Source organism: Streptomyces sp. NPDC090741 (assembly GCF_044769045.1).
GTDB lineage: Bacteria > Actinomycetota > Actinomycetes > Streptomycetales > Streptomycetaceae > Streptomyces.
Map to the genome: position 1 here is coordinate 18259 of NZ_JBIVXF010000011.1, position 23040 is coordinate 41298.

Below are 23040 nucleotides of genomic sequence, written 5' to 3' on the forward strand. Positions count from 1 at the left end.
GGGCCCGCCCACCGCGCCTCAACCCGACCGCCCAGGAGCCGCCATGAGCCGCCAGACCCCCAGCCCGCTCGAACACCACAGCCTCCGCACCTCGGACCGCACGGCCCACGACCTGGCCACCAGCTTCCGCACCGCGTTCGGGCTCGACCTCGGGCCGCACTACCAGCGGGGCGACGTCTGGACCTCAGACCAGCGCATCGCGCTCGTCAGGTCCTGGATGACGGGAACCCCGACCGGCGTCGTCATCCTCAACGACCGCTCCACCCCCCAGTGGAAGGCCGCCAACGGCTACGACCCGACCGACCGCGACGAGCCCGTGTACGCGTGCATCGACGGCCGGCAGCGCCTCACCACCGCGCACCGCTGGTTCGACGGCGACCTGGCCGTGCCCGCCAGCTGGTTCCCGGACCAGGACGTCACCGCGACCGAGGAGACCGCGGACGGCCCCTACGTCCGCATCACCGGCCTCACCGACGTGGCGCGCCGCAAGTTCGGCAACCGGGCGCACCTGTCCGTCGCGGTCGCCAAGGTCGCCACCCTCGCCGAGGAGGCCGAGATCTACCTCCTGGTCAACGGCGGCGGCACCCCCCAGACCGCGGGCGACCTGCGCAACGCCGCCCGCGTCGCCGGCCAGGCCGTACGCAAGGCGGCGCCGTGAGCACCCCCGCACGGCCCCAGCGCCGGCTCACCGACGCCGACCGGGAGACCATCCGCGGCGTACAGACGCTGGCCCTGCACCGCATGCTCCACCTCGGCCTCGTCGACCCCGTGCCCAAGCCCTCCCCCATGGACGAGGAGGAGGGCGCCTGGGTACGCGAACACGTCTGGCCGGCGTTCCTCCACCACATCGACGACAGCTACGCCTTCGGCTTCTGGCGGTGGTCCTACTGCGAGAAGGGCACCTGCTGGAACTGCCTCGCCGGCGACTGCTCCAAGTGCATGCACCGGCAGAAGGGCCGCCCCGACGCCTGCGACAACACCGCCACGGTCCACGACCAGCACGGCCGGCACGTCGCCGAGCTCATCCTGCGCCCCGGCGGCGAACCCTGCGTGTGGTCGTGCCGCTGCCCCTGCCCCAAGACCGGCGCAGCACCCGCACGCCGGCCCGACCCGGCCAAGAAGCCGCGCCCCGAGCACACCCGCCCCACCGGCACCCGGCGCAGCAGCGGCCGCGGCCAGGCGGCCCTGCCCGGGCTGTAGCCCGGGCCCGGGTGTCCGGCGCCGCCGCTACGATGGCGGGGCACCAAGGGCAACCGCGCCGCGCCCGGTCCACCACCCCGACGCCCACACCGCCGGGGGGACCCAAGACGTCTGAGACTCGCGCGAGTGATCTCGGCATGGCCTCATCCACCCTTGGACCGGCCGGCGCGTGTGGGGCAGCAGGCCGAACGAGGACGTGGAACACCATGACCGACCCCCGCAACCGCCAGTACAACCGCGCCGTGCGCGAGTACCAGCGGGCCCACCCCGGAACCACCCTTCCCGAGGCCCGCGAGGCCGTCGCCGCCCGCGCCAGCCGCCGGCAGCACCTCCCGGCCCGGATCCCGGCCGCTCCCCTGCCCGAGCCCGGCGAGACGCTCGCCGGCTACGTCAAGCGCGTCGCCACCGCGGCCAGCATCCACCGGCACCGGGCCATGGAGCTCCTCGGCCTCGAGCCCGGCACCTCCGCCACCGAGCGGCTGGACGAACTCGCCGCCGGCCTGCCCGAGGCAGCCGTCCGGGCCCTGTGCGCGGCAACCGGCATGACCCCCGACCAGGCCCACGCCCTCACCGCCCCGGCCGCCTCCGCCAGCAGGATCCCGGCCCTCGCAGACCAGGAATGGGATCTGGTGAGCTACAAGTCCACCCGGGAGCACGGCAAGACCTCGACTTCGCTCCTGAACACCGTGACGCTCCTCGCCGCCCGCATGGCAGGTCTCCCCGTCATCGACCAGCGGGGCGGAGAAGGCAAGACCGCTACGGACGCCGGTCCTGCGATCGCCCACTTCCTCGGCCCCGGCGCTCCGTCGGCTGTCCTGGTCGACACGGACCCGCCCCGCAACCTCGAATGGGCCGGCCCGGCTCCCGCGCCCGAGTACACGCCCGTCCTGATCGACCCTCCCTGGCCGTCCGACGGGAAGCCGCTGCCCACGGACCCCGACCTCTTCGACGCGGTCGCTCGGGAACTCGGCCTCGACACCGGCGCCCGGCCGTCCAAGAAGCCCGGCACGCGCCCCCGCAACGACCGCACCTAGAGAAGCCCCCTCCCCGCCCCCGGTCCTCCGCCGGCCCCCGTCGGCGAGCACCGGGGGCGGGCGGCGGGTGACTGAGGAACCGGGCCGGCCGGGCCCGGCGGCGTACGCCACCACCGCCGCGACGGCCCGACACCGCCGACGCGCGGGCGCGGAATGCAACAACACCCGCCACGGGCCTCCGTGGCGGGTGTTCTCGCAGGTCAACCGTGCAACACGGGGCGCTGTTGCACCCCGCGTTGCAGAGTCCGGGCCCGCACGTTGCAGCCGGCGCCCGTACGCCCGGGGGCCTCGTGCCGCCGGCAAGAAGTGCCCGAGCCTCCCGGCGGCGGTGAGGCGCCGGCCGTCGGCGGGCGCCGAGCTGGGCGCGCATCGGCGCTGCTCGCGCCGGGGACACCACGGGCCCGCCCGACACGGAGCGGGGCGGGCGGCGCGGTGGCGGGAGCGGAGCAGATCCGGGACGGCTACCGCGGACCGGGGAGGACGACGATGTCGTCCGCGGCAACGCCGTGGTGCACTGCGACGGCCGCCTCGGCGGTCCCGGCGATCTCGAACAGGCCCTCGCGGATGAGGTCGTCGAGGGTGGGGACGAGGTAGGTGACGCGGCTGCCCAGCGGCTGGGATCCGTGCTCGGCGTCCAGGCCGAGCACGGGGAACGGACCGGCCTGGCGCAGCAGGTCGAAGCCGTCGCTGACCCAGAAGGACTCGGCGCCGCCGTCCTGGGGCCGGATGCTGAAGCCGTCGCCGGTGGAGAAGGAGCGCAGGCGGCGCGAGCGGTAGGCGGCGGCGACGTCGCGGTCTGCGCCGTCGAGCATGTCCAGGTCCGCGTTGAACAGCGCGACGGCACGCCAGAGTTCGGTCTCCGCGTCGGAGCTCGCGGCGGGGTAGGAGAAGACGCGCAGCATCGGGTGGTCGGGCTGGAAGCCGAAGAAGTGGTCGCGGCCGGTGTTGTGCCAGACAGTCACGTGCATGGGGCGGATGGGTCCTTTCCGGAAGCAGCCAAGCGGGCGAGGGGGCGGCGGCCCGGCGGCCGGCCGCGGCAGCCGTACGGCTAAGTGACGGGCGCCGGGGCGGGCGTGGCGGCCGCCAGGGCCCGGTTGGTCAGGGGGTGCGGGCGGCGAGCAGGGCGTGGCCGCAGCTGCGCATCCACTCCTCGTAGGCCGCGTGGTCGGGGTTGGCGGGCGCGGTGGGCCATACCCGGCGCCACCGCGGGCGGCGGCCGGGCGGGGCGAGGACCTGGTCGAGGCGGTCGTGGTCGGCGCCGTCGCCAGGCAGCCAGTGCTCCAGCACGACCAGGGGGCCGGGCAGGCGGGCGGTGAGCGCGGCGGTAATCTCCTCGGCCGCGTTGGTGATGCTCACGCCGAGGCCCCACTCCGTCACGATCGCCAGGTGACCGCCCTCGGCAGTCCGCCACACCCGCAAGGCCGCCAACCCTCCCCCGCCCGCGCAGGACGAGGAGAAGGTGAAGGCCGGATCGTCGACGAGGACGTCGTGCGGGTCGAGGACGTGCGGGAGCGCCGGGAAGGCGTCGGCAGGCAGAGACACGGTGCACTCCTTCGGGGAGGTCAGGCCGCAGGGGAACAGCGCCCTGACCGGGGCGGGACCGCGGCAGGGCGCTCGGGCTGGATCAGGCGATGCGCTCGACGTGGGCGAAGACCACCGCGCCGGGCGCGTCGCCGTTGAAGCCGCGTTCGCCAGTGTGGTGGGTGAACCGGTACGTCCCCGGGGTGATGTCGACGACCGAGACCGTCCAGCCGAGGGTGTCGGGGTCGCCGCCGCGGGACTTCCAGTGATCGAAGTCCGCGATGGAGTAGGCCCACAGGTCGGTCACGATGCCCGCGAAGCAGTCGTCCTCGGGCAGGTCGGGGTTGTCGTCCTCGTCGTAGCCGGGGCGGGCGACGACGTAGGTGTCCGGGCCGGTGCGGTACAGCCCCGGGCACGAGTTGCCGACTGGGCCGTACGCGCAGCCGGCGGCGGCCATGGCCCGGATGGCCTCGGCCTGCCCCAGCGCGGAGTTGTAGGAGGCGAGTCCGGAGTCGTCGTAGCTGTAGAGGGGGCTCAGGCCGTCGGTGACGACGATCTTCCCGGAGGGGACCTCGAGCGTGATCTCGGTGGTCAGGCCCTCCGGGTAGGGGCAGGGGTTCTCAACCTTGATGGCCGTGTCGGTGACCTGGTACTTCGGGCGCTCGTCGCAGACCCCGCAGCCGTAGGCGACGCCCGAGACCTGGGGGATTCCCGCGAGGAAGTACACCTCGGCCTCGGTCTTCCCCGAGAACGACAGGATGTGGCCGTTCGCCTCCAGGGGCAGGGTCTTGGGCTCGGTGATCTCGAAGTTCACGGTGCGGGGTGCTCCTTGGCGTCGGGGGTGCCCGCTGGACGGGCACGGGGAGGGGTTGAACGGGGCGCAGCATTACGGCCGCGGCCGGCATCCGCTGGGCTCGGGACGGATCGCGGGCCCGGGGTCAGCCGTCGCCGCCTTCGAAGATCACGGTGTCGATGCGCAGCCAGGTCAGGACCGCGGCGACGGCGGCGACGAGCGCGGTGATCGCCGGGTCCTTGGTCAGGAGGTAGGTCACGGCGCCGGACAGGGCGCCCAGGGCGAGACCGAACAGGAAGCGGCGCATGCGGGTGCCCTTTCGGTGGGAGTGGTGGGTGGGGGCGGTGTGCCGGGGTCAGGCCGCGGGCGAGGAGCCGGGGTTGCGCCGGACGCGGTAGGCGAGGTTGCGGCGTGGGCGTCGAAGCAGCGCTCGCACACCCCACGGGCCACCGCGTTGGCGGTGCAGGTCGCCCACTGGCACTCGTACGCCTCGCTCTGCGCGGCGTCCAGGGCACGGACCGCGGCGACCGCGGCGACCGGGTCGGCGGCCAGGAGGCGGGCCTGCTCGGCGGCCGCGGCCGGGTGGGTGTGCTCGGCCAGGGCGTAGCCGTGTCGGGAGTCGACGACCCGGTGGCCGCCGGCGGCGGCCACGACCGTGTACGGCGCGGCCGGAGCGGGAGTCTGGCGGGATGCCGGCATGGGCGAGACCTCCAAGGGCGGGGTGCGGGGGCGCGGCGGCCCAGGGCTCGGGGCGGCCGGGTCTCAGGTCAGGTCGGCGAGGAGCGCGGTGGCGTTGTCCACGTAGCGGTGCTCGTGGGGCGACAGCTGGGCGCGGGAGGTGTCGACCGCGAGGTCTACGAAGCCGCGCACGGCCCCGGTCACGCGGGCGACGCGTCGCGTTCGCCGGAGGTTGCTGGGCGGTGAAATGGCGGCGGTCCGCGGCCGGGCACCGTCACCGGCGGCGGTGGCGGCCAGTGACGGTGCTGACGCGCTCGTGCAGGGTGTACGCACCGCGCGTGGTGACGTCGCCGGAGACCGTGTTCGCGTCGATCAAGCCGGTGGCGATGGGGGTCGCGGTGACGTGGACGTCGCCGGAGATGCTGTTGAAGCGGAACTCCGAGCCGTTGTACGCGCCGATCTCGATGTCGCCGGAGACGGTGTTGACGTCGAGGCGGGCGTCGACGCGGTCCACCTCGAAGTCGCCGCTGGTGGTGTTGCCGCGCAGCGTGTGCACGCCACGGGCTTCGACGTCGCCGGAGAGCGAGTGGAAGTCCAGGACCTGGAGGTCACCGTCGACGGTGAGGTCGGCGGTGGTGGTCTCCATCCGGATCGAGGACTGGTCGCTGGGCAGCGTCACGTCGACGGTGATGGTGCCCATGCCGCCGCCGGAGACGACGGTGCCCTCCGGGGCGACGACGCGGCCGCCGGAGACGATCTTGCGGCCGCCGATGCTGATGTCGTTGCCGCTGATGTGCATGCCGGTCACCGAGCCGGTGATGACGCCGAAGTTCTGGGCGACCACCCTGCTGTTGCCGCTGAAGTTGAAGGTGGAGCTGCCCATCGTCATCGTGTTGCCCGCGACCTCGGGGACGCGGATGGTCAGGCAGTTCAGGGCCTTGTGGGTACTCTCCTTCATCGTGGTGCCGCGCACCGCGTCGGCGAGGGGGCCCTCGTCGTCGCCCGTGCTCACCGTGACGACCGCGTTCTTCAGCGTCGGGTCAATGGTGACGTTGACCGTGCCGAAGTGGCTGATGACGTCGGTCCACAGGGCGCCGGTGGCGGTGGCGGTGAAGGTCTGCGAGGTGGTCAAGACGGACTCCTTTGGCTGGAGAGTGCGAAGGCCGGGTGACCCGTCGTCGAAGGGGATCGACGAACCGGGTCAGGTCAGGTCGGCGAGGAGCGCGGTGGCGTTGTCCACGTAGCGGTGCTCGTGGGACGGCAGATGTGCGCGGGAGGTCTCGACCGCGAGGTCTACGAAGCCGCGCACGGCCCCGGTCAGCGGGTCGTCGTCGAGCTCGGCGAACAGGTCGTGTCCGGTGTCCTCGTGGGGCTCGTAGGCGCCGTCGGAAGCGAGCAGGAGGCGGCTTCCCTGGGTGACCTCGACGGTGACGGTCTCGATCGCAGGGTGGTTGTAGGCGTCGCGCAGCTCCTGGTCGGTGTGGGGAGAGCCGAGGCAGGAGGTGATGACGTTCCGGTTACCGCCGCCGCGGGACGCGGTCGGGGGGTAGACCCGGCGCAGGTTGTGGTCCTCGGTCAGGCGGGCGGCGATCCCGCCGCGCAGGAGGTAGGCGCGGGAGTCACCGGCCCAGGCGACCGAGAGGGGCTTACCCGGAGCAGCGACGGCGACGACGGCCGCGGCCGAGGGCATGTAGCGGCGGAGGTAGGGGTCCTGCCGGTCGGGGTCCGCGGCGTACCCGGCGTAGACGGCGCGTAGCCCGGCCTCGGCATCACCACGGTGGGCGGCGGCGCGGGCGAGGCGGACCGCGGCCCGGCGGGTCCAGTCGCGCACCTTCTCGCTGGAGCCGATCCCGTCGAGCAGGACGAAGGCGCGAGCCCCTGAGGGGGCAGTGCGTACGGCGGTCGCGTCGCACTGGGCGGAGCGGCCACCAATGTTCTGAACCGCGGCGTAGGTACGCATGAGACGAGCTCCGTTCGTCGTCCGTGATCAGGGAAAGGCCGGGCGCAGAAGCCCCGCACGAACGGCGGCCCCTCGGGAGAGATCAACACCCCCGTCGCAACTAATTTACACCCATCCGAATCCTATTTCAACTTTTATATGTCACACGAGAGGAAGGGGCATGCCCCGGCCCGGTCCGCCGCCCCAGCGCAACACGGGCCGCAACACAGGAACCCCGCCTCCCGCGACGGGCATTCACCCAGGTCAGAGCCGCAACACGGGCCGTGTTGCACGGGTGCGTTGCAGCACGGACCGCTGGCGGCGAGCGCCGGGCGCACGGACGCGGGCGCGGACTCGGCGTACGGCAGCGGCGACCCGCGCGGTACATCCGGGCCGACCGGCCCCTCCCACCGACAGGGCGCCCAGCGGCGCCCGGCCGGGCCGGCAGACTCGGCTCCTGTCCACAGGGCCACGACCCCACTCTGTGCCGATGAACGACGCTCACCGCCTCTTCGCACTGCCCGACCACCGCCGCCTGGACCTGACCGCCCGGTATCCGCACGTCTCCGAACAGCGGCTCTCCGACGCCCTCGAGCAGGCCCTCCAGCGCACCGGGGCCGCGTGTCCGCGGCTTGACAAGCGCCGCGGACACCTCCCGACCACCGCGATCCTCGGCACGGACGAGCGATGGCACCTGCGCCTGGGCAACGCCGTGATCTGCTCCGTACCCGTCCGCACCCAGCTCAGCCACGACACCGTCCCGGCCCGGCCCGGCGACGTCATCCACCACGCGCAGCACTTCGGCTGGTGGACGAACGGGCACACCTACCGGGTCGAGAACACCGGCCGCCCCGGCAGCACCGGCTGGACCGAAGCCGAATGGGACGTCACCCTCACCTCCGACGAGCAGCGGCCCGACCTCGTACCGCCCGAGCACCGGTGCCAGGTCAACGTCCACGAAGGCGACTGGGCCCCCTACAGCAACGGGCCCCGCAGCAGCTGGCGCGCCCAGTACCGCAATGAGTACATAGCCGCCGGCGGAGACTTGTGCCACGCCTGCCGCACCAGCCTCGCCCAGCACCTCGACTACGACCGGCACACCCATCTCATCCGCGGCGTGCTCTGCAAGGACTGCAGCACCCACATCACCACCTGCCCCCACCCCGCCGGATGCCACTGGGCCGACTACCTCAACAACCCGCCCGCCAGCCACCTCCGCCGCCGCTACCACGTAGGCGGCAACCGCGACGACCGCAAACACCACTCCCCCGGCCAGCCGGCCGCCTGACCCCCGCGCCCGCCGGGCGCGGCACCAGGGCCCCACAGCCAGGGGGACACCACGGCCAACGGCTCCGGGGGCCCGTCCAGGCCCCCGCCCAACGCACGGCCCGGCGGGACGTACGCACCCGCCGGGCCGGCGCCCTGCGCCCAGACCGCGGCCGCGGACACCGGGCCTCCGCAGCCGACCAGCTCCACTGCGGTCGGCTCACCGCCGGTTGCTCCGCGGCGTCTTGAGGCAGTACCCGATCCGCGCGAGAAGAGCCCCGAGGACGAAGCTCACCGCGACCCACGTACCGGCGAGCGCGAAGGAAGCCGACAGGCCACTCACCGCGACCCCCCGGCGGCGGCCGCGCGGGCACGACCGGCAACGGTGTTCAGCGGCGGCAGCACACCGGCGGCACACCGGCGGCGAAGGACAGAAGTGATCATGCGGCACAGCCTCACCCCAACGGCCTGTGGACATAGTCCGGACCCCGGCGCCCGGGCGGCACCCGCCGGCTCCATCCCGACCGCCAACGCAGCCAGCAGCAGCCGTCGGGGAGCAGCAGCCCACCGGACAGCAGCACCGCCCCGGCACCCGGACGGGCAGCACGAACAGCAGCCCAGGAGCAGCACCTCGGGATCGAGCAGCAGCCCACCGAGCAGCATCAGCAGCACCCGCCCCACCTGCTACACCCTCACCGCCCGGCCGAGCAGCACGAACAACAGCAGCACGAACAGCAGCAGCCCACCGAGCAGCACCCGACCAACCCCCCGACGGTGAGCAGCACGCCGCGGCGACCCCCGGTCCACCGCCCCCGCCCACACCCAACCCCGGACCCCGGACCCGCGGCGGCGACCCGGCACGCGACGGCGACGGCCGGCCAACCGAATGTCCGGCCGCCCACGACACGCAGGCGTCCGTCGAAGGACCGGCGTCGAGCTCGGGGTGGGCGGCGAAGGACGCCGCCCACCCCGGCCCACGGGCCGGCCACCAGCCCCTGGCCCCACCCGAACCCGGCCATCCGGTACCCGGCGCCGCGCGCCGGCCTAGCCGAGCCCCACCACCCCGGACCGGCCCCGCTTCCGCACGGCCACGGCCGAACCGCGGAACACGAACGACGACCTCCACACCCCCAGCCCCACCCCCGGCCGGCACCAGGACGAACCCCGCGACCGGACACCGACGCCCAGGCCGAACACCCCGGCCAAACCGCCGACCACCTCCTGGACGCCGCCCCCTCGTGGCAGGCCCCCACCCCGCAACACCCACCGCAACACGACCCCCACACCCACCACCACGACCAAACATGCAGGTCACAGCCGCAACAACCCCACCATTGCACCCCCGTGTTGCACACCCGCCGGGCAGGACCCGGACCCGACCACCCACGAACCAGGCACGGCGCCGGACACCGAGACCGCCACCACGGCCCCCGCCCCCACCAGGGGCCACCACGAAGGCCGGACACCGTGACCGGGCCCACCCCCGCAGCCGGACCGGACGGACACCAGGGCAGCCGGCCCGAACGGCGAGGCCGACGCCAAGGACACACGCCGGCCCCCCGGCCAGAGGGCCGCCAGGAGCGGCCGGCCGCGGCCAGCCCGAACACCGAAACCCGAACAGCCCGGCACCGCGCAGGAGCAGAACACGGACGCCGGAGCCGAAACAGCCTCACGCCAGGCACGAACCGGACCGATCCCGCCCCCGACACGAGGCCGGTACGGCCGAGCGGGACCTCCACCCCACCGGGCAAAACCAGGGTCTGGCGGCGGCCAGGGAGCCGGCCCCCTGGCCAGGGGCGGCCGGGAGCGGGCATCGACGTGGGGTCGGTTCCCGGGCCTGCTGCTGTTCGTCGACATCGGCCGCTGCTGCTGTCCTCACTGCCGGGTTGCTGCTGCTCGTCCGGCTGCTGCCGGCGGGCCACTGCTACGGGTGGCGCTGCTGCGGGTGGTACTGCTGCTCGTCCGCTGCTGCTCCAGGCCGGCGCTGCTGCCCGTCCCCGGTACTGCTGCACATAGTCGTGCTGCTGCTCGCCGGCCGCGCGCTGCTGCTGCCCGTCCCCGGTACTGCTGCACATAGTCGTGCTGCTGCTCGCCGGCCGCGCGCTGCTGCTGCCCGTCGCGCTGCTACCCCAGCCTGGACGTCATGGGCCGATAGCCGTCTGCTGCGCCTAGGCGTGCTGCTGCTTCGGTCCGGGCCCGGAGCACCATCACCCCGCCGACCACGACCCCACCAACCCACCGACAGCCGGCAGCAACAACGCCCCCAGGAACAGCACCAGCAACACAACCACCGACCAACAACGCCGACGACGACAGCGCGGCAAGACGGCAGACACGGCGACCGGAAGCGGGCTCGGCGGCGGACAGCGGCGGACAGCTCCACCGCGCGGCGAGGCGGCGAACAGCGGCCGCAACACGGCAGGCTCCAGCCACGACACCGGACGGCAGGCGGCCGCGGCGGACAGCAACGGACGGGCGCGGAACGGCAGGCGAGCGCCGGGCGGAACGGCGAGCTCCGACAGCCGGCCAGCTCGGACAGCCCCCGCCGAACAACAGCGACAGCGACAGCGCGACGCGGCGGCACCGGCGGGAACGCGGGGCACCGGCGGGAACGGCGGCGGCGGGAACGCGGGGCACGACCACGACCGCACGGCAAGCGGCGAACGAACGAGGGCAGCCAGCCGAGCGAGCCGGGAGCCGCCGTACAGCGGGCGGCCCGAACCGGACCCGCCCACCCGCACGACGACAACCCCCACCCAGCCAGGGGACACCACCCCTCCACCACCCCCTGCCGCACCGGCCGCCGGACAGCAGCCACCCAGCCGACCGCAGCCCGCGCACCCGGGCCGGACCACGACGAAGAACCGGGGGCAGGACACAGCGGCGGGCAGCGAGCAGCAGGAACCCAGGCAGACCCGGAACTCCAGCAGCAGACCCGCGCGGCCGACGCCGTCCGGCGCGCGGCGAACAACGCCGAACACCACCGAACAACGCCGAACACCCCGCTCCCCGGCCGAACAACCCCGCCCCCGACCCGTCACATCAGCCTCCGCAGGCCCCCGGACATCCCGGTCAACCGCTCGCGGACCGGCCATCGACAGCGGAACCCGAGTAGCGGGCCGACGAAGGCGAGGCCCGGGTGCAGCAGCCGGCGGGGAGCAGCGGGAAGCGGACCGGGCCGGACACAGCGGCGGGCACGGCGGCGGGGCACGGCGGCGGGGCACCGGCCTACGGCCGCCGCCGGCGTCCGGGACCGCCGCGACGACCACCACCCCCAGCCCGCCCCGGGCCGGACAACTCCCCCACCAGCACGGACCCGCCGGACAACCCCCGCCCCGAAGCGGACGACTCGAAGACCCACGGCAGCACCCCACCCTCCGGCGTTCAGTCGCTCCAGTCGCTCCCGCGCAGCAGCAGCCCGCCACCGGCCGCCGACCGAACACCAGGACCAGGCCGGCGGCGCAGCAGCCTGAGCAGCAGCCCGCCGAACAGCAGCAGCACCCACCGGCATCCCGCCGAGCAGCACCAGGAGCAGCCCGAGGAGCAGCACCCCGGGATGTAGCAAGCGGGCGGCGGAGCGGAGCGCAGGCCAGGGCGGTGCGGCGCGCAGGCCGGGGCGGTGCGGCGCGGAGCGCAGGCCGGGGCGGACGGGCAGGGGCGGGCGGGCAGGGGCGGGCGGGCAGGGGCGGGCGCAGCCGACGGCGGCGGACCGGCGGCGAGGCGCAGCGACGCGGACGAGGCCAGGCCGCCGCGGACGGCACGACGGGCCGGGCGGGCGCGGCAGGGGGCGGCGGGCCGGGCGGGCGCGGCAGGGCGGCGGAGGCGGGAGGGCGACGCGGGGCGCATCGGAACTCAACTCCCGCTTGAGTTAGCCCGCCCGCTTGCCAGACCTCCTGCCCACGGAATCCCGCCAGCCCGGCCATATCGATCAAGCCGGGCGGCAGGGCCGACTGGACCCCCGTCCCTCCAGGCGCGGGCGCGGCGGCGGACAGGGGCGCGGGGCGGCGGGCGCGGAACGGGGTCAGCGGACCCGAAAGACCGTCCGACACATAAAAGTTGACCGGCGCGAGGTTATTAGTGTAAATTAGTTCCTACGAGCGGCGGACAGCGCGGCACTCCAGGAGGGGGTACACACAATGAACGACATCCAGATCCTCAACGGCATCCTCAGCGCGACTCCCGAGTGCGACCTCGGACGCAGCGGCTGCACGGGCGTGGCGACCGACCGCATCCCGCACCCCACGGGGCGGGCGCTCGGCGAGGACGGCTGGCTCGACGTCTGGGTCTGCGACGGCGACTGCGCATGGGAAGCAGCACGCGACGCATAGAACCCCCACAAACCCGGGACGCCCAACCGGCAGCACCCCGCCACCAACAAAACTGCGAACAGACGCCATTACGCGCCACAGCCTCGACAGCAACCATGACGAACAGCACCCTCCACGGCCCCACGAGCGCACCCCTTTCCGCCTGCGGAGCAGATCCTCCAGGGGTCCGGCGCTCCCAGCCTGACTCTCCCGCCCCGAGAGCCCTCTCTGCGCGGCGGCGCCGCGCGGCTCCCCCACGACACCCCAGGAGCACACATGCCCCCTGCAACCCGCCCGGCCGTCTGGCGATTTGCCGACCGCGACATCGTCCGCACCAGCAGCGGCCGGGCCTGGCACCGGGGCCTGCTGCGCCCCCGGTACTGGGCCATCCCCGGCGGTGACGCCCCGGCCGAACTCGACGACGCCGCAGTGCGCGGCCTGCTGGCCGCCGACCCCCTCACCGCCTTCACGCCGGCCCGACCCGACGCCCACCAGCCCCTGCCCGGCCGCGTGCTGGACACCCCCGACGCCCTGCGCCTGCTCGACATCCGCCCGGCCGCCGGCGCCGTCCTCCACCACCGCTCTTCCCTCGACCGCGTCGGCGCCTTCCTCGGCGACACCACCGGCAGCCCCCGACATCCCGTCCCGGGCCTCCGACCGGCCGACGTACGCACCTCCCTCCAGGGCACCGCGCAGCGCTACCCCGCCGCCCGCATCACCCTGGACCGCACCCACGGCCGCATCCACGCTCGCTACGCCGTCGCACACGCCCTCCACACCCACACCTACGTCCTCACCACCCCCTAACGGCCCCAGAGGTCCGCCAGGGCCTCGGCAAGCCTCCGCGGGTCCGCGCGGGCGCCCGGGCCGGCCCCTCGGGAGCGAGGAGCGCACAATGTCCGTCACCTTCACCGCCGCTTACATCCCCAGCTCGGCGTTCATCATCAGCTGCTGCTGCCCGGCGGCAAAAGCGGCCGCGTCCCCGCACACCACCTATGACGCGGCCCGCGCGGCCTACCCGGACGAGCCCTTCCTGGCCGAACTGCCCGGCTGCGAGTACCCGGGCCGCTGCCACCCGTTCATCATCGGCCTCGACCCGGCCGGCGACGTCCCCGAGGTCAACCTCGCCAACAGCAACGCGCGCCGCGTCCTCGACGCACTCGGCCTGGCCGGCGAACTCGGCGACCTCGCCGGCAGTACGGCCGCCCAAGACTTCCTCGGCCGTTGCCTGATCGCGCTGGCCCTCGAGCCTGCAGACGCAGGAGTACCGCCCGTGCAGGACGGCAGCTTCATCGACTGCGGCCGCCCGGCCGGATACCTCCAGGCACGCCTCACCGAACTCCATGCCCTGGCCGCGTGGTGCGCAGCCCAGGGACGCGCAGTGTCCTGGGCCTGAAGCCCGCCCCAGCCCCGCCTCCTGGACCCCACCGGCGGCGTCGGCATCCGGGTGAGCGCGGCACCCGGGCAGGAGCGGACCAGGGAGCGCGGGCGTGCCAGACGGGGCGCCAGCGACCGCGACGAGGCGGCGGACCGCGCGCCCGTTGCCCGCGAACCGAGCGGCGAGGAACGGCCGGGCGCCGGCCAGAGCGCCACGCAGTACGCCCGCCGGAGCAGGGGCCCGCAGCCTGGGCCCGCAGCCGACCGCCGCTGCGTCTGGCAGCGGCCGGGGCGGCACTGGGCGCAGCAGGACGCCCGGCCGGCCGAGAAGGCCCGGCAACCGCAGGGCGCAGCGGCCCGGACCCGCGGGGCCGGGCGGCGGCCGAGCGGTGGGAGACCTGCCTGCCGGTGCCCCTCCAGGCGCAGCCGGCCAACTCCCGCCGGGCTCGCGAGTGGTTGTTCATACAGGTCAGCGGGGGGACACCACGGTTCGGAGCTTGTAGTTGCCCAAGACCCGGCAGGCCGGACCGCAGCTCGGCAACCCGTACGGTCAGCACGCGAACCGCAGGCCCGCGGGCCTTCAGCGGCGCGGCAAGTTTGACCAGGCGCAGCTGGGCGAAGGCGCCGGCAGTGTCACCGGCGTCGGGGAAGATGCGGGCGGTGGCGGCGCGGCATTCGGCGGCGGACAGCCGCTCGGGGCGGCGAGGCGCGGGCGGGCCCCTCCGCCGCGCGGCCAGCGTGTGCAGTTCGTTGGCTGGGGCCTGCGTGCCGGCGGGCGGTAACCGGGCTGAGCAGCACCTCGTTCACCGGACACGGCGGCATACCCGTCTCGCCGCCCGGACCGACGTAAGGACGAAAGCCCATGCTCGACTTCGCCGAAGTCGTTCGCTTCGACCCCTACGACTTGCACCTCGTGATCCAGACCGTCCGGGACGACCCCTCAGAACCGCCGCCTGCCGTGCAGGCCGTGCTCGACGCCGCGGAACACCTCGCCGCCCCGGCCCTGACCGCTGAACAGCTGTGGCGCCTGACCCATTACGCCGACCCTGCCTCGGTCTACGACCTGTCGCTCACCGACGACACCGCACTTCACGACGAGCGTCTGGCCGCCCACCTCCGCTTGTGGAGCGCAACCCGCGAACAGGCCCCACTGACCACCGCAGCCCTCGAACTCGTAACCCGCACGGAGACCGAGCTCGCCATCCATGCCGCGCGCATCACCAGGACCTGACCAGGCGCGAGGAGGCCGAACGGCAACACCGCGGCGAAGCCACGGCGGAGAGGAGGCTGGCGCGGGCGAGACAGGCCGAGAGTGAGCGCGGACGGGCGGCAGGCGCAGGCGGACGGGACGACGAGCTCGAATGCCCGCTGCCGCGCACGAAGAAAGGACGGAGTACGACGCGGGCAACAGGCGGGCACGGGGCCGGGCGGGTGGTGGGCCGCAGGTGGGGCGGGGCCCGGGTGCGGTGCGCCGGGCACCCGGGCGGTGGCGGGGACGGGGCGAGGCCGGAGCGGGAGTAGGTACTCAGGCCGCCCGAGGCAGAACCTGCTGGGCTGCGACGGCTTTGGTTCGCACCGAGGTGCCTACCTGCGCGGCCAGTGCGAACAGCTCCGCGGCCTCCGCAGCGGAACGCGACGCGGCGGAGCAACCACGGCACCCCCCAGGCCAGGCGTCGCACCGGTGCGGCGCCTGCGCGAGGACCGCGTTGGCACGGGCCAGCAGCAGCTCCGGGAGCCGCGAGTTCCTGCTCACCCGCTCGTCCGCGTAACAGCCGACGCGGGCCAGCAGTCCCGCTGCCAGCCACGGCGCCACGAGCCTCGCCATTGACGTACCGTCGCGGGCCAGAACCTCTTCGTCAATCTCATCAGGCTCGATGTCCTCGAGGTTCCTCGGGTCGTCGTCGATCAACCACTCGAGAAACTCGAAGCGGTACCACCAACGTGCCAGCTCTTTATCCCTTTTGAGTTCCCTCTGGAACCTGCGTGCAGCAGCAGCATTCATGCGCCGATCCTCAGAGCACGGCCCTGTGGATACGGTCCGCCCACCGGCTCCATCCCGCCCAGCCAGCGAAGCCGCAGTCATAGCTCCCCCGGGCCGGGTGGGGCGACACAACGGGGCCGCCGCGGCGGGGCGGGCCCGGCCAGCGGCGGCAGTGATGGGAGCGGGCGGGGGGGCAAGTCGGCGCACCGGCGTACGACGCGGGCAACGGGCGGGAGTGGGACAGCGCAGCGGCCACCCCACGGCAAGGAGGCGGCCAGCGAAAGGCCGGCGGGGCGCTGCGGGACGGCGGAGGAGAGGTCGACCCCTACTGCGTCGTACTGCGCGCCGATGGCGTCAAGCGCCGCATCCCACCCGCCGGGGCCGGCGAAGATGCCGAGGACGCGTTCGCGTTCGCTCGCGCGGGGCCGGACGAGCCATCGGCCGGGCCACGGGGCGGCGATCTCATCCAACTCGGCGAGGATGTCGTCTGGGATCTCGGCGCCGACCTCGACGGCGAGGTCGGCTACGCACACCGGGCAGGTGCGTTCCTTGAGCCAGCGACGCACATGACGTAGCTGTGCCAGTCCGTGAACCCGCACCGGGCGGTGTCGTCGGCGTGGTCGGCGAGCAGGTGCATCATGCCGTCGACCGCGGAGCCGAGGGCGGTCACCCTGATCGGTTCGGCGATCGTCTCGGCCGCAGCCGTGCGCGCCAAAGTTGTTCCTCGTTCCTCTTCCTGTCGGTGCTGGTGGGGCCCTTGCCGGTGCCGGGCCCTGACTGCGGGCCGCATCGATCAGGTCGGGCGGATCCGAGGCGGTTGTGGACCGGGGCGCAGCGGAGTTGGGCGCGGCGGAGCAACGGTGGAGCGCGGCGGTCCAATGGGGAGCCGGGGCGCGATCACTCAGTGGATTCGGGGCTCTGGCCGTCTGCGTCGGTGAAGTCGTCGATCAGGGTCTGGAGGTCGTCGGTGCGGCCTTCGCAGTGGGCGCGGAAGACCTCGCGCAGGAACGTCTCCCGCTGGACCTGGGCCGCCCAGTCCGGTTCGGGCCAGGCGTCGATCGATGCACTAAGCAATGCGGCGAGCTGGCGTACGGCGGTCTCGCCCCGGGCGTACAGGCTGTACTCGCCGTGCAGCGAGTCGCCGGAAGGGCCTGCGAGCTGCACGCCGGGGTAGGCGCGTTCCATCCGCTCGTCCATCGGGATCTTCGACCGGCGAATCAGCTCGGCGAGGGTGTGGGAGGGGCCGCCCTCGGCGGCCTCCAGCGCCAGGCACCACAGCTTGGTGAAGTCGGTTGACTCGGATGAGCCGGGGGCGGAGCGCACCGCGGCGCAGGGGGTTGGCCCGTCAGGGCCCATGGTCGTGACGACCACTGCGCGCATGCCTCGAACCCGCTGGTGGGCTGCCTCGATGAGGTCGGGCAAGTCCGAGGCGATGCTGGCCGGGTCGGTGTCCGTGGCCTCGCCCGGGGAGCGGGTGGGGTGCTTCAGGGGCGCCACGAGGTCGGCAACGAGCTGGGCGCGGGGAGTCAGAAGGGTCAGAGGTACCTCCCAAGGTCGGTCGGGGAAGCGGGCCTGTCGTCCGGCACCGACGGTCGGTTCGCTCGGTGGCGGGCGGTCGGGTCGCAGATGGGGTGAGGTGCCGTCGGAGCAGTCCGGCCGCCCTGGGGGACACCACTGCTGTGCGGCCCGGCTCAGATGACGACGTAGCCGAACAGCAGCCAGGCGCTGGTGGCGCCGTCGGTGGTCAGGGGCAGGGCTCCGGCTGGCGAGGACGTGTCGAAGTGGTGGGTCCGCATCGGCTCGCTCGCGCGGAACGAGGCTTCCCGTTCGGTGCGGGCCGGTTCGTCGAACAGCTCGATCTCGGTCTTGTTGTAGACGGTGCCGGCGTACGGGCTGGTGCCGTACTCGCGGGCCGCGGTGTTGCGGGCCGCTTCGAATGCGGCCTGCAGTGTGGGTCCTGCGGCCCGGGTGTGGAAGGAGTCGACTCCCATACGCTCGCCTCTCTGGTCTGGTGGGTGCGCTTCGGGGCGTGTCAGCTGAAGTCGTGCACGAGCAACCAGCCCGGCTCGGCCACGGCGTGGCAGTTCAGGAAGTCGACGGCCCGTCGCAGGACCTCGTCCCGATCGACCGAGCCGGTGAAGTCCCCGGCCGGTCGGCAGGTGCCCGGCGGAAGCTCTTCGGACGTGACTCCGATGACGACTCGCTCGGGGCCGCCGTTTCCGCTGATGGTGTACAGCTGGACGTCTTCCGCCTCGTCGTCGGTGGGCCGGGTGTGGCGGAGCCTCGTCAGGCCCTCGTCAACGACCCACCAATCCGCCTCGGCCAACTCGACGCCGTAGACGGCGTAGAAGGAGTGCTCCACGCTCACGGGATGGTTCTCCATTCGTCGGTCGAGTCGGGGGGAGGCGGCGGTTGGGCGTTCTCATGTCACGGATTCGTCGTGGTGGTCGCCGTGCCGTAGACGGCCGCGTCCATGACCAGGTCCCGCGCTGCGAGCGGGGCAAGCAGCGCGGAGACCCTGAGGTCTCGGATCATTTCGGGGAAGTCCCACGGCCCGAACGTCCGGCCGGGCAGCGCCGAGAACTCGGAGACGTACCGGTCACCGGTCTTGCGCACAGTGACCGTCCGGGTGTCCGGGGCTGTCGGGGCCGTGCTCAGGTTGCCGCCCATCTGGTAGCCGGGGTTCGGGGATTCGGAGTCCGGGTTGGCCAGCAAGGTGAGCGTGGCGCGGACGAGTGCGTCGGCGTCGTTGGTGGCTCCCCGCACTCGGTCCCGCGCGGTATTCAGGGCCCGCACGATTGCGTCGCGGGTGTGGAGCGGCTCTGCAGGGCGGGCCGGGGTGCCGCGGCCGTACTGGTTACGCACGCCGTGCGTGCGGAGGAGTACGTTCCAGGTCTCGCCGTCGGGCCAGTGCCCAACGTGGACCGACCCGTCCGGGTGGAGGTCGGCGGAGAGGTACAGCAGCTCCGGTTCGTCGGCCCGCTCGATGGCGACGGTCAGGGGCTCGTCTGTCGTTACGTCGATCGTGGCCAGGGTGCGGCGACGGTCGTCGGTGATCAGGTATCGGATGGGCTTTCCTCCGGGAGCGGGGCCCGTGGTCCGCGGGCCGGCCTGCGTGTCACTGGTAGCGGTTTTCACATGTGGTCGTCCCTGTGCTGCTGCTGAGTTTTAGCGGCGTCCCGCGTCAAGGGATGTCCATCGCTGCCTAGCGGTCTATACCGGGGCGACAGGGGCGCGGCCGCGTCCTGGGATGCGACGTTCACCGCGCCGCGTGGGGATCAGTGCGTGGGGCTGAGGACCAGTGCGGGCAGGTGGACGGGGATGTTTCCGTCCGCGTCGTAGTCGATCTCGCCTACGCCTGCCCTGCCGGACGTGCCGCTGGACGGCTCGGGCTGGTAGTAGCCAGCACCGAGGTAGGTGGACGCCGGCGAGCCGATGCCCTGGGCCGGGAAGTCCGCTGCGTCGATGGCGACGATCGCGTCGTCGGGCAGGTCGACAGCAGCCAGGGCCGCGCGCAACTCTCCCAGGCGCAGTCCGAGGACCAGGACGGGGAAGTCGCCGGTCCACTCCGGGGCGCGGCGCGCTTCGTGGACCGGGACGCCCTGTGCGATGAGTTCCTCGGCCTCGTGGGTCGGCAGCGGTTCCAGGTCGCGCAGGGTGCAGGGGTAGGAGCCCTTCCTGTAGGTCCACCCGGTGCGCAGGAGACCGGCCTTGATGCCGAGGGTGTCCTCCTGCAGGCGCAGCAGGTGGTCCCGGGGGACCTTTGTGAGGCCAACATGGCCGTCGACGTCGAGTGCGCGGACGTCCACGGCCACCGTGTCCTTGTCGCGGTACATGAAGCACGGCTCCTTCGGTCGCGATGGGCGGTGAGGGGCGGTGGGGCGGGAGGCCCCTTGCGGGGCGCGGCTGTTGCCTCGGTGGCCTGGCGGCTCCCAGGGCAACAGCGGCGTCCGGCGATCGCGCTCCCCAGGTGGGGAACCATCGCCTCTGGGCACCGGACGTTGGCGCGACAGCGGGTTGCGGTTGAGAGGGCCCCGGGAGGGGATCCAGGGCGCCGCTCGTACTCCTGCGGGGACTCGAACCCCGTTCTCCGGTTTGAAGGACCGGCGTCTTACCCATGGACGACAGGAGCCAGGCGAAGAGAACACATCAGCGGCACGTCCGTGGGGGCGGCCGCGGTCGGCGGGTGCGGGCGTGGGAATCGAGTCGGTATGCGGCCCGAGGCCGCGGTCGTATGTCCCGTCCACGCGGGCCGAGGCTCTCCGCCGCGGACTCGAACCGCGACCCTCGACGCGGGGGCGACCCGGCCGAGCATGCTGCCAACTACACCAGCGGAGACGGAGCGCTCCTGCGGGGACTCGAACCCCGTTTACCGGACTGACAACCCGGTGCCCTACCTATGGACGACAGGAGCTGGTGCACGGTGATACGCGCGTACCCTCGGCGGGATTCGAACCCGCAGTCTCCCCGCTGAGAACGGGGCGAGATTCCACTACTCCACGAGGGCATTCCGGGCGTCGGCCCGGGGACCAGATCAGGTAGGGCCCGTAGGGCTTGCCCTTCACCTTCCCCGGCCGACGGCCGGGCCGCTGTTGGCCCCTCCCCAGGAGCCGCGAGCGGCGCGTGTCAGCAGGCCGGATCCGTGGGGAACTTCACCATTGCTGTCGACACGTCGTGAACGGGCGGGATTCGAACCCGCAACCAACCCCAAGGGGTTGCTCTGCCAATTGAGCTACCGTCCCAAGGAGAGCGTCCCCTCCTCTTCAACCCGACCGAGGATCATCCGGTGCAGGTCCGTTGTGAGGCTCTGCTGCCGCACGGTGCGCGGCAGTGGCCTGGCGGCCCGAGGGGAGTTGCACCCCTGACCGTCCCCCGGCGTGGGGGCCGCTCTTCTGTCTGAGCTACGGGCCTGCCGTCCAGTGCGGATCGGCCGCTCTGCACTGTTCAGCGTCGCGGGGTGGATCCACCCTCGCTGACAATTAAAAGTATATCAGAGGTCTCCGTCATGATCAACCCCGCCCGACAGGATCCCTGCACCGCGCCGGGCGCGAAGCGGCCGAGTAGGGGGCAAGCACCGAGCCTGCGCCGACAGAAAGCGGAACGCCGCCCCGAGGCCCGGCGGTAGGGCAGGGGTGCGAGGGGACACCAGGCGGCTCACGGGCGCTGCGCAGGTTCAGTGCATGCGTGCGCCTGCATCTCCTCGCGGATCTTCCGCAGCGACGGAGCGTCGTGCCACTGCGGGCATGCGGGTGTGCTCGCGAGGCCGGCTCCCGCCCGACGCGCCGATCCAGGCGTGCAGTTCCAGGTGAGCTTGTAGCGCCACTGGGTACCGCGGGCAGGCGCGTCCCTCGGCGTGACGTCGCGTCCGACCACGACACTCAGCAGCATCTCGTCGGCGTCGCGCGGCGTCCATGCCAGTACCGATCGCCAACCATAGGCCTCAGCATGGGCCAGCAGGTCCGCGACGGGCTTCGGGACCTCCCAGCCGTCCGGAGTCACCGCTGCCAGCTTGCGTTCGGCACGCGCCAACTCGCTCTGCACCCTCTGCGCAATGGCCTTCCACTGGTCGCGCTCGGTCCCTGCGACGTCCGCGTTCCATTCGGCGGTGCGCAGCTGGCGCATCAGGTCCAGGGGAGAAAGATCGCGGTACTTCGCGAACGCTCTCGTCTCGTCGGCGGTCTGCGGCTTATCGCGGAACTCGACGCGCTCTACGGTGCCGTCGGGTCGGATAGTTCGCTTTACTCCAGATATCGGATATGTAGCTATTGTCTGATCCTTGCCTTCCAGTTGGCTTCGACGCCGCCAGCCTGGTCGCGCCGGCCCGCCCCGAACGCGGCCATCAGGTAGCGGAAGGGTGGAGTGCAGGCTCAGCTGAAGTTGCGCGCGACGGCGGCGTGAGAGGTGTACGTCGTTGCGGGCGGTGGGCGGCAGGTAAGCCGGCGAAGGGCCTCGGCCCCCAGGGAGCCGTCGGCGTGCACGTACACGGTCTTGCCGATGTGTCGAAACCCCAGCCGAGGGCGTCCGCGAGCCGATCGAAGCCGACGAGACGGCAGGCCCTTGCTGGAGCTAAATTACCCCCCATTGGACGCCTGCGTCAACTTTTATGTGTCATACGAAGTCCGCAGCCCGCCTGGCCATCCACCCTCACATGCACAGCCGCGCACTCGACCGCGAGGAAACCCCGCCCCGCACGCCACCGCCGATCACAGACCAAATGGGCGCGCGACCCACGGCGCCAACACAACCGCATGAGATCCATCCGCGAATGAACGTGGCACTTACGCCCACCCGCCGGCGACGCCCGGCCGCGAGCTGGATAGCGCGAGAGGTCATGACATATATACGTTGATATCCAGTGGAGTATTAGTGTAAATTAGCTCTCATTGAAGCGAGGTAATCACGCCACGCCGGTGCCCGAAAGGAGAGCCACCATGACCACCATCCAGACTTTCAGCAACTACCGGGTTCTCCTCGCACTGGGCGCCGTCGACGAGTACGACAACGAGGTCATCGAGTACCTGCTGTGGGAGGTCCGCGTCGGCCGGCTTCTCCGACTGACGGCCTGGGGGTGCCACTGCTGCGGAAACGCTCACGACGTCCCGCTCTCCGAAGGCACGCCGTGCAGCCTCCCGACTGCCGCGAACCAGCTGTGGATCTTCTGGGACGCGACCTACATCGATGACGACGCTGCAGAGTCCGCAAAGGAAATCGAGCAGGCCCTGGCCGTGGCGTCCGACCTCTTGGGCGCGGCGCCGCTCGCGTGAATCACCTGCCGTCAGGCGCCCGCCCGAACGACACCCCACCCACCCCGCGGAAGTCATATGCCTGCACCTGAACCCCTGCCCCGCTTGTACATCGGCTCTCGCGTCACGTACCACGGCCGCTTCTCCGAGTTGCACAACCTGCCCCTGTACGTCCTCCCGTGCACATGGTTCGGCCCCTGT

The 23040-nt window shown here is 72.7% G+C and carries 25 protein-coding genes and 5 tRNA genes; 9 read left to right on the forward strand and 21 right to left on the reverse strand.

The annotated features are described in order from the left end of the window. Window positions 1-43: 43 nt before the first annotated feature. From ACIQU4_RS27415 to ACIQU4_RS27425, 3 genes are all read left to right on the forward strand, one after another. Window positions 44-658, forward strand: a complete 615-nt coding sequence (locus ACIQU4_RS27415) for a DUF262 domain-containing protein (RefSeq protein WP_403735911.1) — start codon at window positions 44-46, stop codon at window positions 656-658. Next, the gene (locus ACIQU4_RS27420) at window positions 655-1200 is read left to right on the forward strand and encodes a DUF6248 family natural product biosynthesis protein (RefSeq protein ID WP_403735914.1); all 546 of its coding nucleotides are present in this window, start codon (window positions 655-657) and stop codon (window positions 1198-1200) included. Before ACIQU4_RS27415 ends, ACIQU4_RS27420 begins: the two co-directional genes overlap by 4 nt. A gap of 206 nt (window positions 1201-1406) precedes the next feature. Then, window positions 1407-2234 (forward strand): hypothetical protein, encoded by an 828-nt coding sequence (locus ACIQU4_RS27425; protein ID WP_403735917.1) that lies wholly within the window; start codon window positions 1407-1409, stop codon window positions 2232-2234. Between the two features lie 461 nt (window positions 2235-2695). Here ACIQU4_RS27425 and ACIQU4_RS27430 read toward each other — a convergent pair whose 3' ends face one another. The 7 genes from ACIQU4_RS27430 to ACIQU4_RS27460 all read right to left on the reverse strand — a co-directional run bounded on the left by ACIQU4_RS27430 (window position 2696) and on the right by ACIQU4_RS27460 (window position 7186). Further along, a complete protein-coding gene (locus tag ACIQU4_RS27430; protein WP_403735920.1) occupies window positions 2696-3202 on the reverse strand; it encodes a hypothetical protein in 507 nt (168 codons plus the stop codon). A 130-nt stretch (window positions 3203-3332) separates the two neighbouring features. Next, window positions 3333-3776, reverse strand: coding sequence for a hypothetical protein (locus tag ACIQU4_RS27435; RefSeq protein WP_403735922.1), 444 nt, complete (start codon window positions 3774-3776; stop codon window positions 3333-3335). An 82-nt stretch (window positions 3777-3858) separates the two neighbouring features. After that, the gene (locus tag ACIQU4_RS27440; RefSeq protein WP_403735925.1) at window positions 3859-4569 is read right to left on the reverse strand and encodes a hypothetical protein; all 711 of its coding nucleotides are present in this window, start codon (window positions 4567-4569) and stop codon (window positions 3859-3861) included. Window positions 4570-4693: 124 nt separating this feature from the next. Next, window positions 4694-4855 (reverse strand): hypothetical protein, encoded by a 162-nt coding sequence (locus ACIQU4_RS27445; protein ID WP_403735928.1) that lies wholly within the window; start codon window positions 4853-4855, stop codon window positions 4694-4696. Beyond that, window positions 4804-5247, reverse strand: a complete 444-nt coding sequence (locus tag ACIQU4_RS27450) for a hypothetical protein (RefSeq protein WP_403735930.1) — start codon at window positions 5245-5247, stop codon at window positions 4804-4806. The genes ACIQU4_RS27445 and ACIQU4_RS27450 overlap by 52 nt, the downstream gene beginning before the upstream one ends. Before the next feature lie 253 nt (window positions 5248-5500). Continuing rightward, window positions 5501-6358, reverse strand: coding sequence for a DUF4097 family beta strand repeat-containing protein (locus ACIQU4_RS27455; protein ID WP_403735933.1), 858 nt, complete (start codon window positions 6356-6358; stop codon window positions 5501-5503). 69 nt (window positions 6359-6427) lie between these two features. Continuing rightward, the gene (locus ACIQU4_RS27460) at window positions 6428-7186 is read right to left on the reverse strand and encodes a PP2C family protein-serine/threonine phosphatase (protein WP_403735937.1); all 759 of its coding nucleotides are present in this window, start codon (window positions 7184-7186) and stop codon (window positions 6428-6430) included. A 469-nt stretch (window positions 7187-7655) separates the two neighbouring features. Here ACIQU4_RS27460 and ACIQU4_RS27465 point away from each other — a divergent pair, with 469 nt between their 5' ends. Continuing rightward, window positions 7656-8453 carry a hypothetical protein gene (locus tag ACIQU4_RS27465; RefSeq protein ID WP_403735938.1) on the forward strand — a complete coding sequence of 266 codons (798 nt, stop codon included), beginning with the start codon at window positions 7656-7658 and terminating at the stop codon, window positions 8451-8453. A 3362-nt stretch (window positions 8454-11815) separates the two neighbouring features. On the opposite strand, the gene ACIQU4_RS27470 is transcribed toward ACIQU4_RS27465, so the two are convergent. Continuing rightward, window positions 11816-12277, reverse strand: coding sequence for a hypothetical protein (locus ACIQU4_RS27470; protein ID WP_403735941.1), 462 nt, complete (start codon window positions 12275-12277; stop codon window positions 11816-11818). A gap of 290 nt (window positions 12278-12567) precedes the next feature. On the opposite strand from ACIQU4_RS27470, the gene ACIQU4_RS27475 reads away from it, so the two are divergent. The 4 genes from ACIQU4_RS27475 to ACIQU4_RS27490 all read left to right on the forward strand — a co-directional run bounded on the left by ACIQU4_RS27475 (window position 12568) and on the right by ACIQU4_RS27490 (window position 15346). After that, the gene (locus ACIQU4_RS27475) at window positions 12568-12759 is read left to right on the forward strand and encodes a hypothetical protein (protein ID WP_403735944.1); all 192 of its coding nucleotides are present in this window, start codon (window positions 12568-12570) and stop codon (window positions 12757-12759) included. A gap of 255 nt (window positions 12760-13014) precedes the next feature. Then, on the forward strand, window positions 13015-13545 hold the full coding sequence (locus ACIQU4_RS27480; RefSeq protein WP_403735947.1) for a hypothetical protein: 531 nt from the start codon (window positions 13015-13017) through the stop codon (window positions 13543-13545). Between the two features lie 88 nt (window positions 13546-13633). Further along, window positions 13634-14134, forward strand: coding sequence for a hypothetical protein (locus ACIQU4_RS27485; RefSeq protein WP_403735950.1), 501 nt, complete (start codon window positions 13634-13636; stop codon window positions 14132-14134). Window positions 14135-14977: 843 nt separating this feature from the next. Continuing rightward, complete coding sequence (locus tag ACIQU4_RS27490) at window positions 14978-15346, forward strand: hypothetical protein (protein ID WP_403735953.1); 369 nt, start codon at window positions 14978-14980, stop codon at window positions 15344-15346. A gap of 294 nt (window positions 15347-15640) precedes the next feature. On the opposite strand, the gene ACIQU4_RS27495 is transcribed toward ACIQU4_RS27490, so the two are convergent. The 13 genes from ACIQU4_RS27495 to ACIQU4_RS27555 all read right to left on the reverse strand — a co-directional run bounded on the left by ACIQU4_RS27495 (window position 15641) and on the right by ACIQU4_RS27555 (window position 21718). Further along, window positions 15641-16117 carry a hypothetical protein gene (locus tag ACIQU4_RS27495; RefSeq protein WP_403735955.1) on the reverse strand — a complete coding sequence of 159 codons (477 nt, stop codon included), beginning with the start codon at window positions 16115-16117 and terminating at the stop codon, window positions 15641-15643. Between the two features lie 502 nt (window positions 16118-16619). Next, on the reverse strand, window positions 16620-16811 hold the full coding sequence (locus ACIQU4_RS27500) for a hypothetical protein (protein WP_403735957.1): 192 nt from the start codon (window positions 16809-16811) through the stop codon (window positions 16620-16622). Between the two features lie 182 nt (window positions 16812-16993). Next, complete coding sequence (locus ACIQU4_RS27505; protein WP_403735960.1) at window positions 16994-17593, reverse strand: hypothetical protein; 600 nt, start codon at window positions 17591-17593, stop codon at window positions 16994-16996. Between the two features lie 194 nt (window positions 17594-17787). Further along, window positions 17788-18087, reverse strand: a complete 300-nt coding sequence (locus ACIQU4_RS27510) for a hypothetical protein (RefSeq protein WP_403735963.1) — start codon at window positions 18085-18087, stop codon at window positions 17788-17790. Between the two features lie 41 nt (window positions 18088-18128). Then, window positions 18129-18464 carry a hypothetical protein gene (locus ACIQU4_RS27515; RefSeq protein ID WP_403735966.1) on the reverse strand — a complete coding sequence of 112 codons (336 nt, stop codon included), beginning with the start codon at window positions 18462-18464 and terminating at the stop codon, window positions 18129-18131. Window positions 18465-18523: 59 nt separating this feature from the next. Continuing rightward, window positions 18524-19234: a hypothetical protein gene (locus ACIQU4_RS27520; RefSeq protein WP_403735969.1), complete on the reverse strand. Its 711-nt coding sequence runs from the start codon at window positions 19232-19234 to the stop codon at window positions 18524-18526. 140 nt (window positions 19235-19374) lie between these two features. After that, window positions 19375-19932: a hypothetical protein gene (locus tag ACIQU4_RS27525; protein ID WP_403735972.1), complete on the reverse strand. Its 558-nt coding sequence runs from the start codon at window positions 19930-19932 to the stop codon at window positions 19375-19377. A 225-nt stretch (window positions 19933-20157) separates the two neighbouring features. Further along, window positions 20158-20228: transfer RNA gene (locus ACIQU4_RS27530), tRNA-Glu, on the reverse strand. A gap of 211 nt (window positions 20229-20439) precedes the next feature. Then, window positions 20440-20510, reverse strand: a tRNA-Asp gene (locus ACIQU4_RS27535). Between the two features lie 21 nt (window positions 20511-20531). After that, a tRNA-Glu gene (locus ACIQU4_RS27540) sits at window positions 20532-20603 on the reverse strand. 166 nt (window positions 20604-20769) lie between these two features. Then, window positions 20770-20838 (reverse strand) — tRNA-OTHER (locus tag ACIQU4_RS27545). Between the two features lie 94 nt (window positions 20839-20932). After that, window positions 20933-21006 (reverse strand) — tRNA-Ala (locus ACIQU4_RS27550). A gap of 244 nt (window positions 21007-21250) precedes the next feature. Next, on the reverse strand, window positions 21251-21718 hold the full coding sequence (locus ACIQU4_RS27555; RefSeq protein ID WP_403735975.1) for a hypothetical protein: 468 nt from the start codon (window positions 21716-21718) through the stop codon (window positions 21251-21253). 809 nt (window positions 21719-22527) lie between these two features. Here ACIQU4_RS27555 and ACIQU4_RS27560 point away from each other — a divergent pair. Then, window positions 22528-22860: a hypothetical protein gene (locus ACIQU4_RS27560; RefSeq protein WP_403735978.1), complete on the forward strand. Its 333-nt coding sequence runs from the start codon at window positions 22528-22530 to the stop codon at window positions 22858-22860. The last annotated feature ends 180 nt before the right edge of the window (window positions 22861-23040 follow it).

Coding starts and splice junctions, on each gene's coding strand:
- ACIQU4_RS27415 (WP_403735911.1), top strand. CDS start 44: ATGAGCCGCCAGACCCCCAGCCCGCTCGAACACCACAGCCTCCGCACC.
- ACIQU4_RS27425 (WP_403735917.1), top strand. CDS start 1,407: ATGACCGACCCCCGCAACCGCCAGTACAACCGCGCCGTGCGCGAGTAC.
- ACIQU4_RS27430 (WP_403735920.1), bottom strand. CDS start 3,202: ATGCACGTGACTGTCTGGCACAACACCGGCCGCGACCACTTCTTCGGC.
- ACIQU4_RS27445 (WP_403735928.1), bottom strand. CDS start 4,855: ATGCGCCGCTTCCTGTTCGGTCTCGCCCTGGGCGCCCTGTCCGGCGCC.
- ACIQU4_RS27450 (WP_403735930.1), bottom strand. CDS start 5,247: ATGCCGGCATCCCGCCAGACTCCCGCTCCGGCCGCGCCGTACACGGTC.
- ACIQU4_RS27460 (WP_403735937.1), bottom strand. CDS start 7,186: ATGCGTACCTACGCCGCGGTTCAGAACATTGGTGGCCGCTCCGCCCAG.
- ACIQU4_RS27465 (WP_403735938.1), top strand. CDS start 7,656: ATGAACGACGCTCACCGCCTCTTCGCACTGCCCGACCACCGCCGCCTG.
- ACIQU4_RS27470 (WP_403735941.1), bottom strand. CDS start 12,277: ATGCGCCCCGCGTCGCCCTCCCGCCTCCGCCGCCCTGCCGCGCCCGCC.
- ACIQU4_RS27475 (WP_403735944.1), top strand. CDS start 12,568: ATGAACGACATCCAGATCCTCAACGGCATCCTCAGCGCGACTCCCGAG.
- ACIQU4_RS27480 (WP_403735947.1), top strand. CDS start 13,015: ATGCCCCCTGCAACCCGCCCGGCCGTCTGGCGATTTGCCGACCGCGAC.
- ACIQU4_RS27485 (WP_403735950.1), top strand. CDS start 13,634: ATGTCCGTCACCTTCACCGCCGCTTACATCCCCAGCTCGGCGTTCATC.
- ACIQU4_RS27490 (WP_403735953.1), top strand. CDS start 14,978: ATGCTCGACTTCGCCGAAGTCGTTCGCTTCGACCCCTACGACTTGCAC.
- ACIQU4_RS27495 (WP_403735955.1), bottom strand. CDS start 16,117: ATGAATGCTGCTGCTGCACGCAGGTTCCAGAGGGAACTCAAAAGGGAT.
- ACIQU4_RS27510 (WP_403735963.1), bottom strand. CDS start 18,087: ATGGGAGTCGACTCCTTCCACACCCGGGCCGCAGGACCCACACTGCAG.
- ACIQU4_RS27525 (WP_403735972.1), bottom strand. CDS start 19,932: ATGTACCGCGACAAGGACACGGTGGCCGTGGACGTCCGCGCACTCGAC.
- ACIQU4_RS27555 (WP_403735975.1), bottom strand. CDS start 21,718: ATGCGCCAGCTGCGCACCGCCGAATGGAACGCGGACGTCGCAGGGACC.
- ACIQU4_RS27560 (WP_403735978.1), top strand. CDS start 22,528: ATGACCACCATCCAGACTTTCAGCAACTACCGGGTTCTCCTCGCACTG.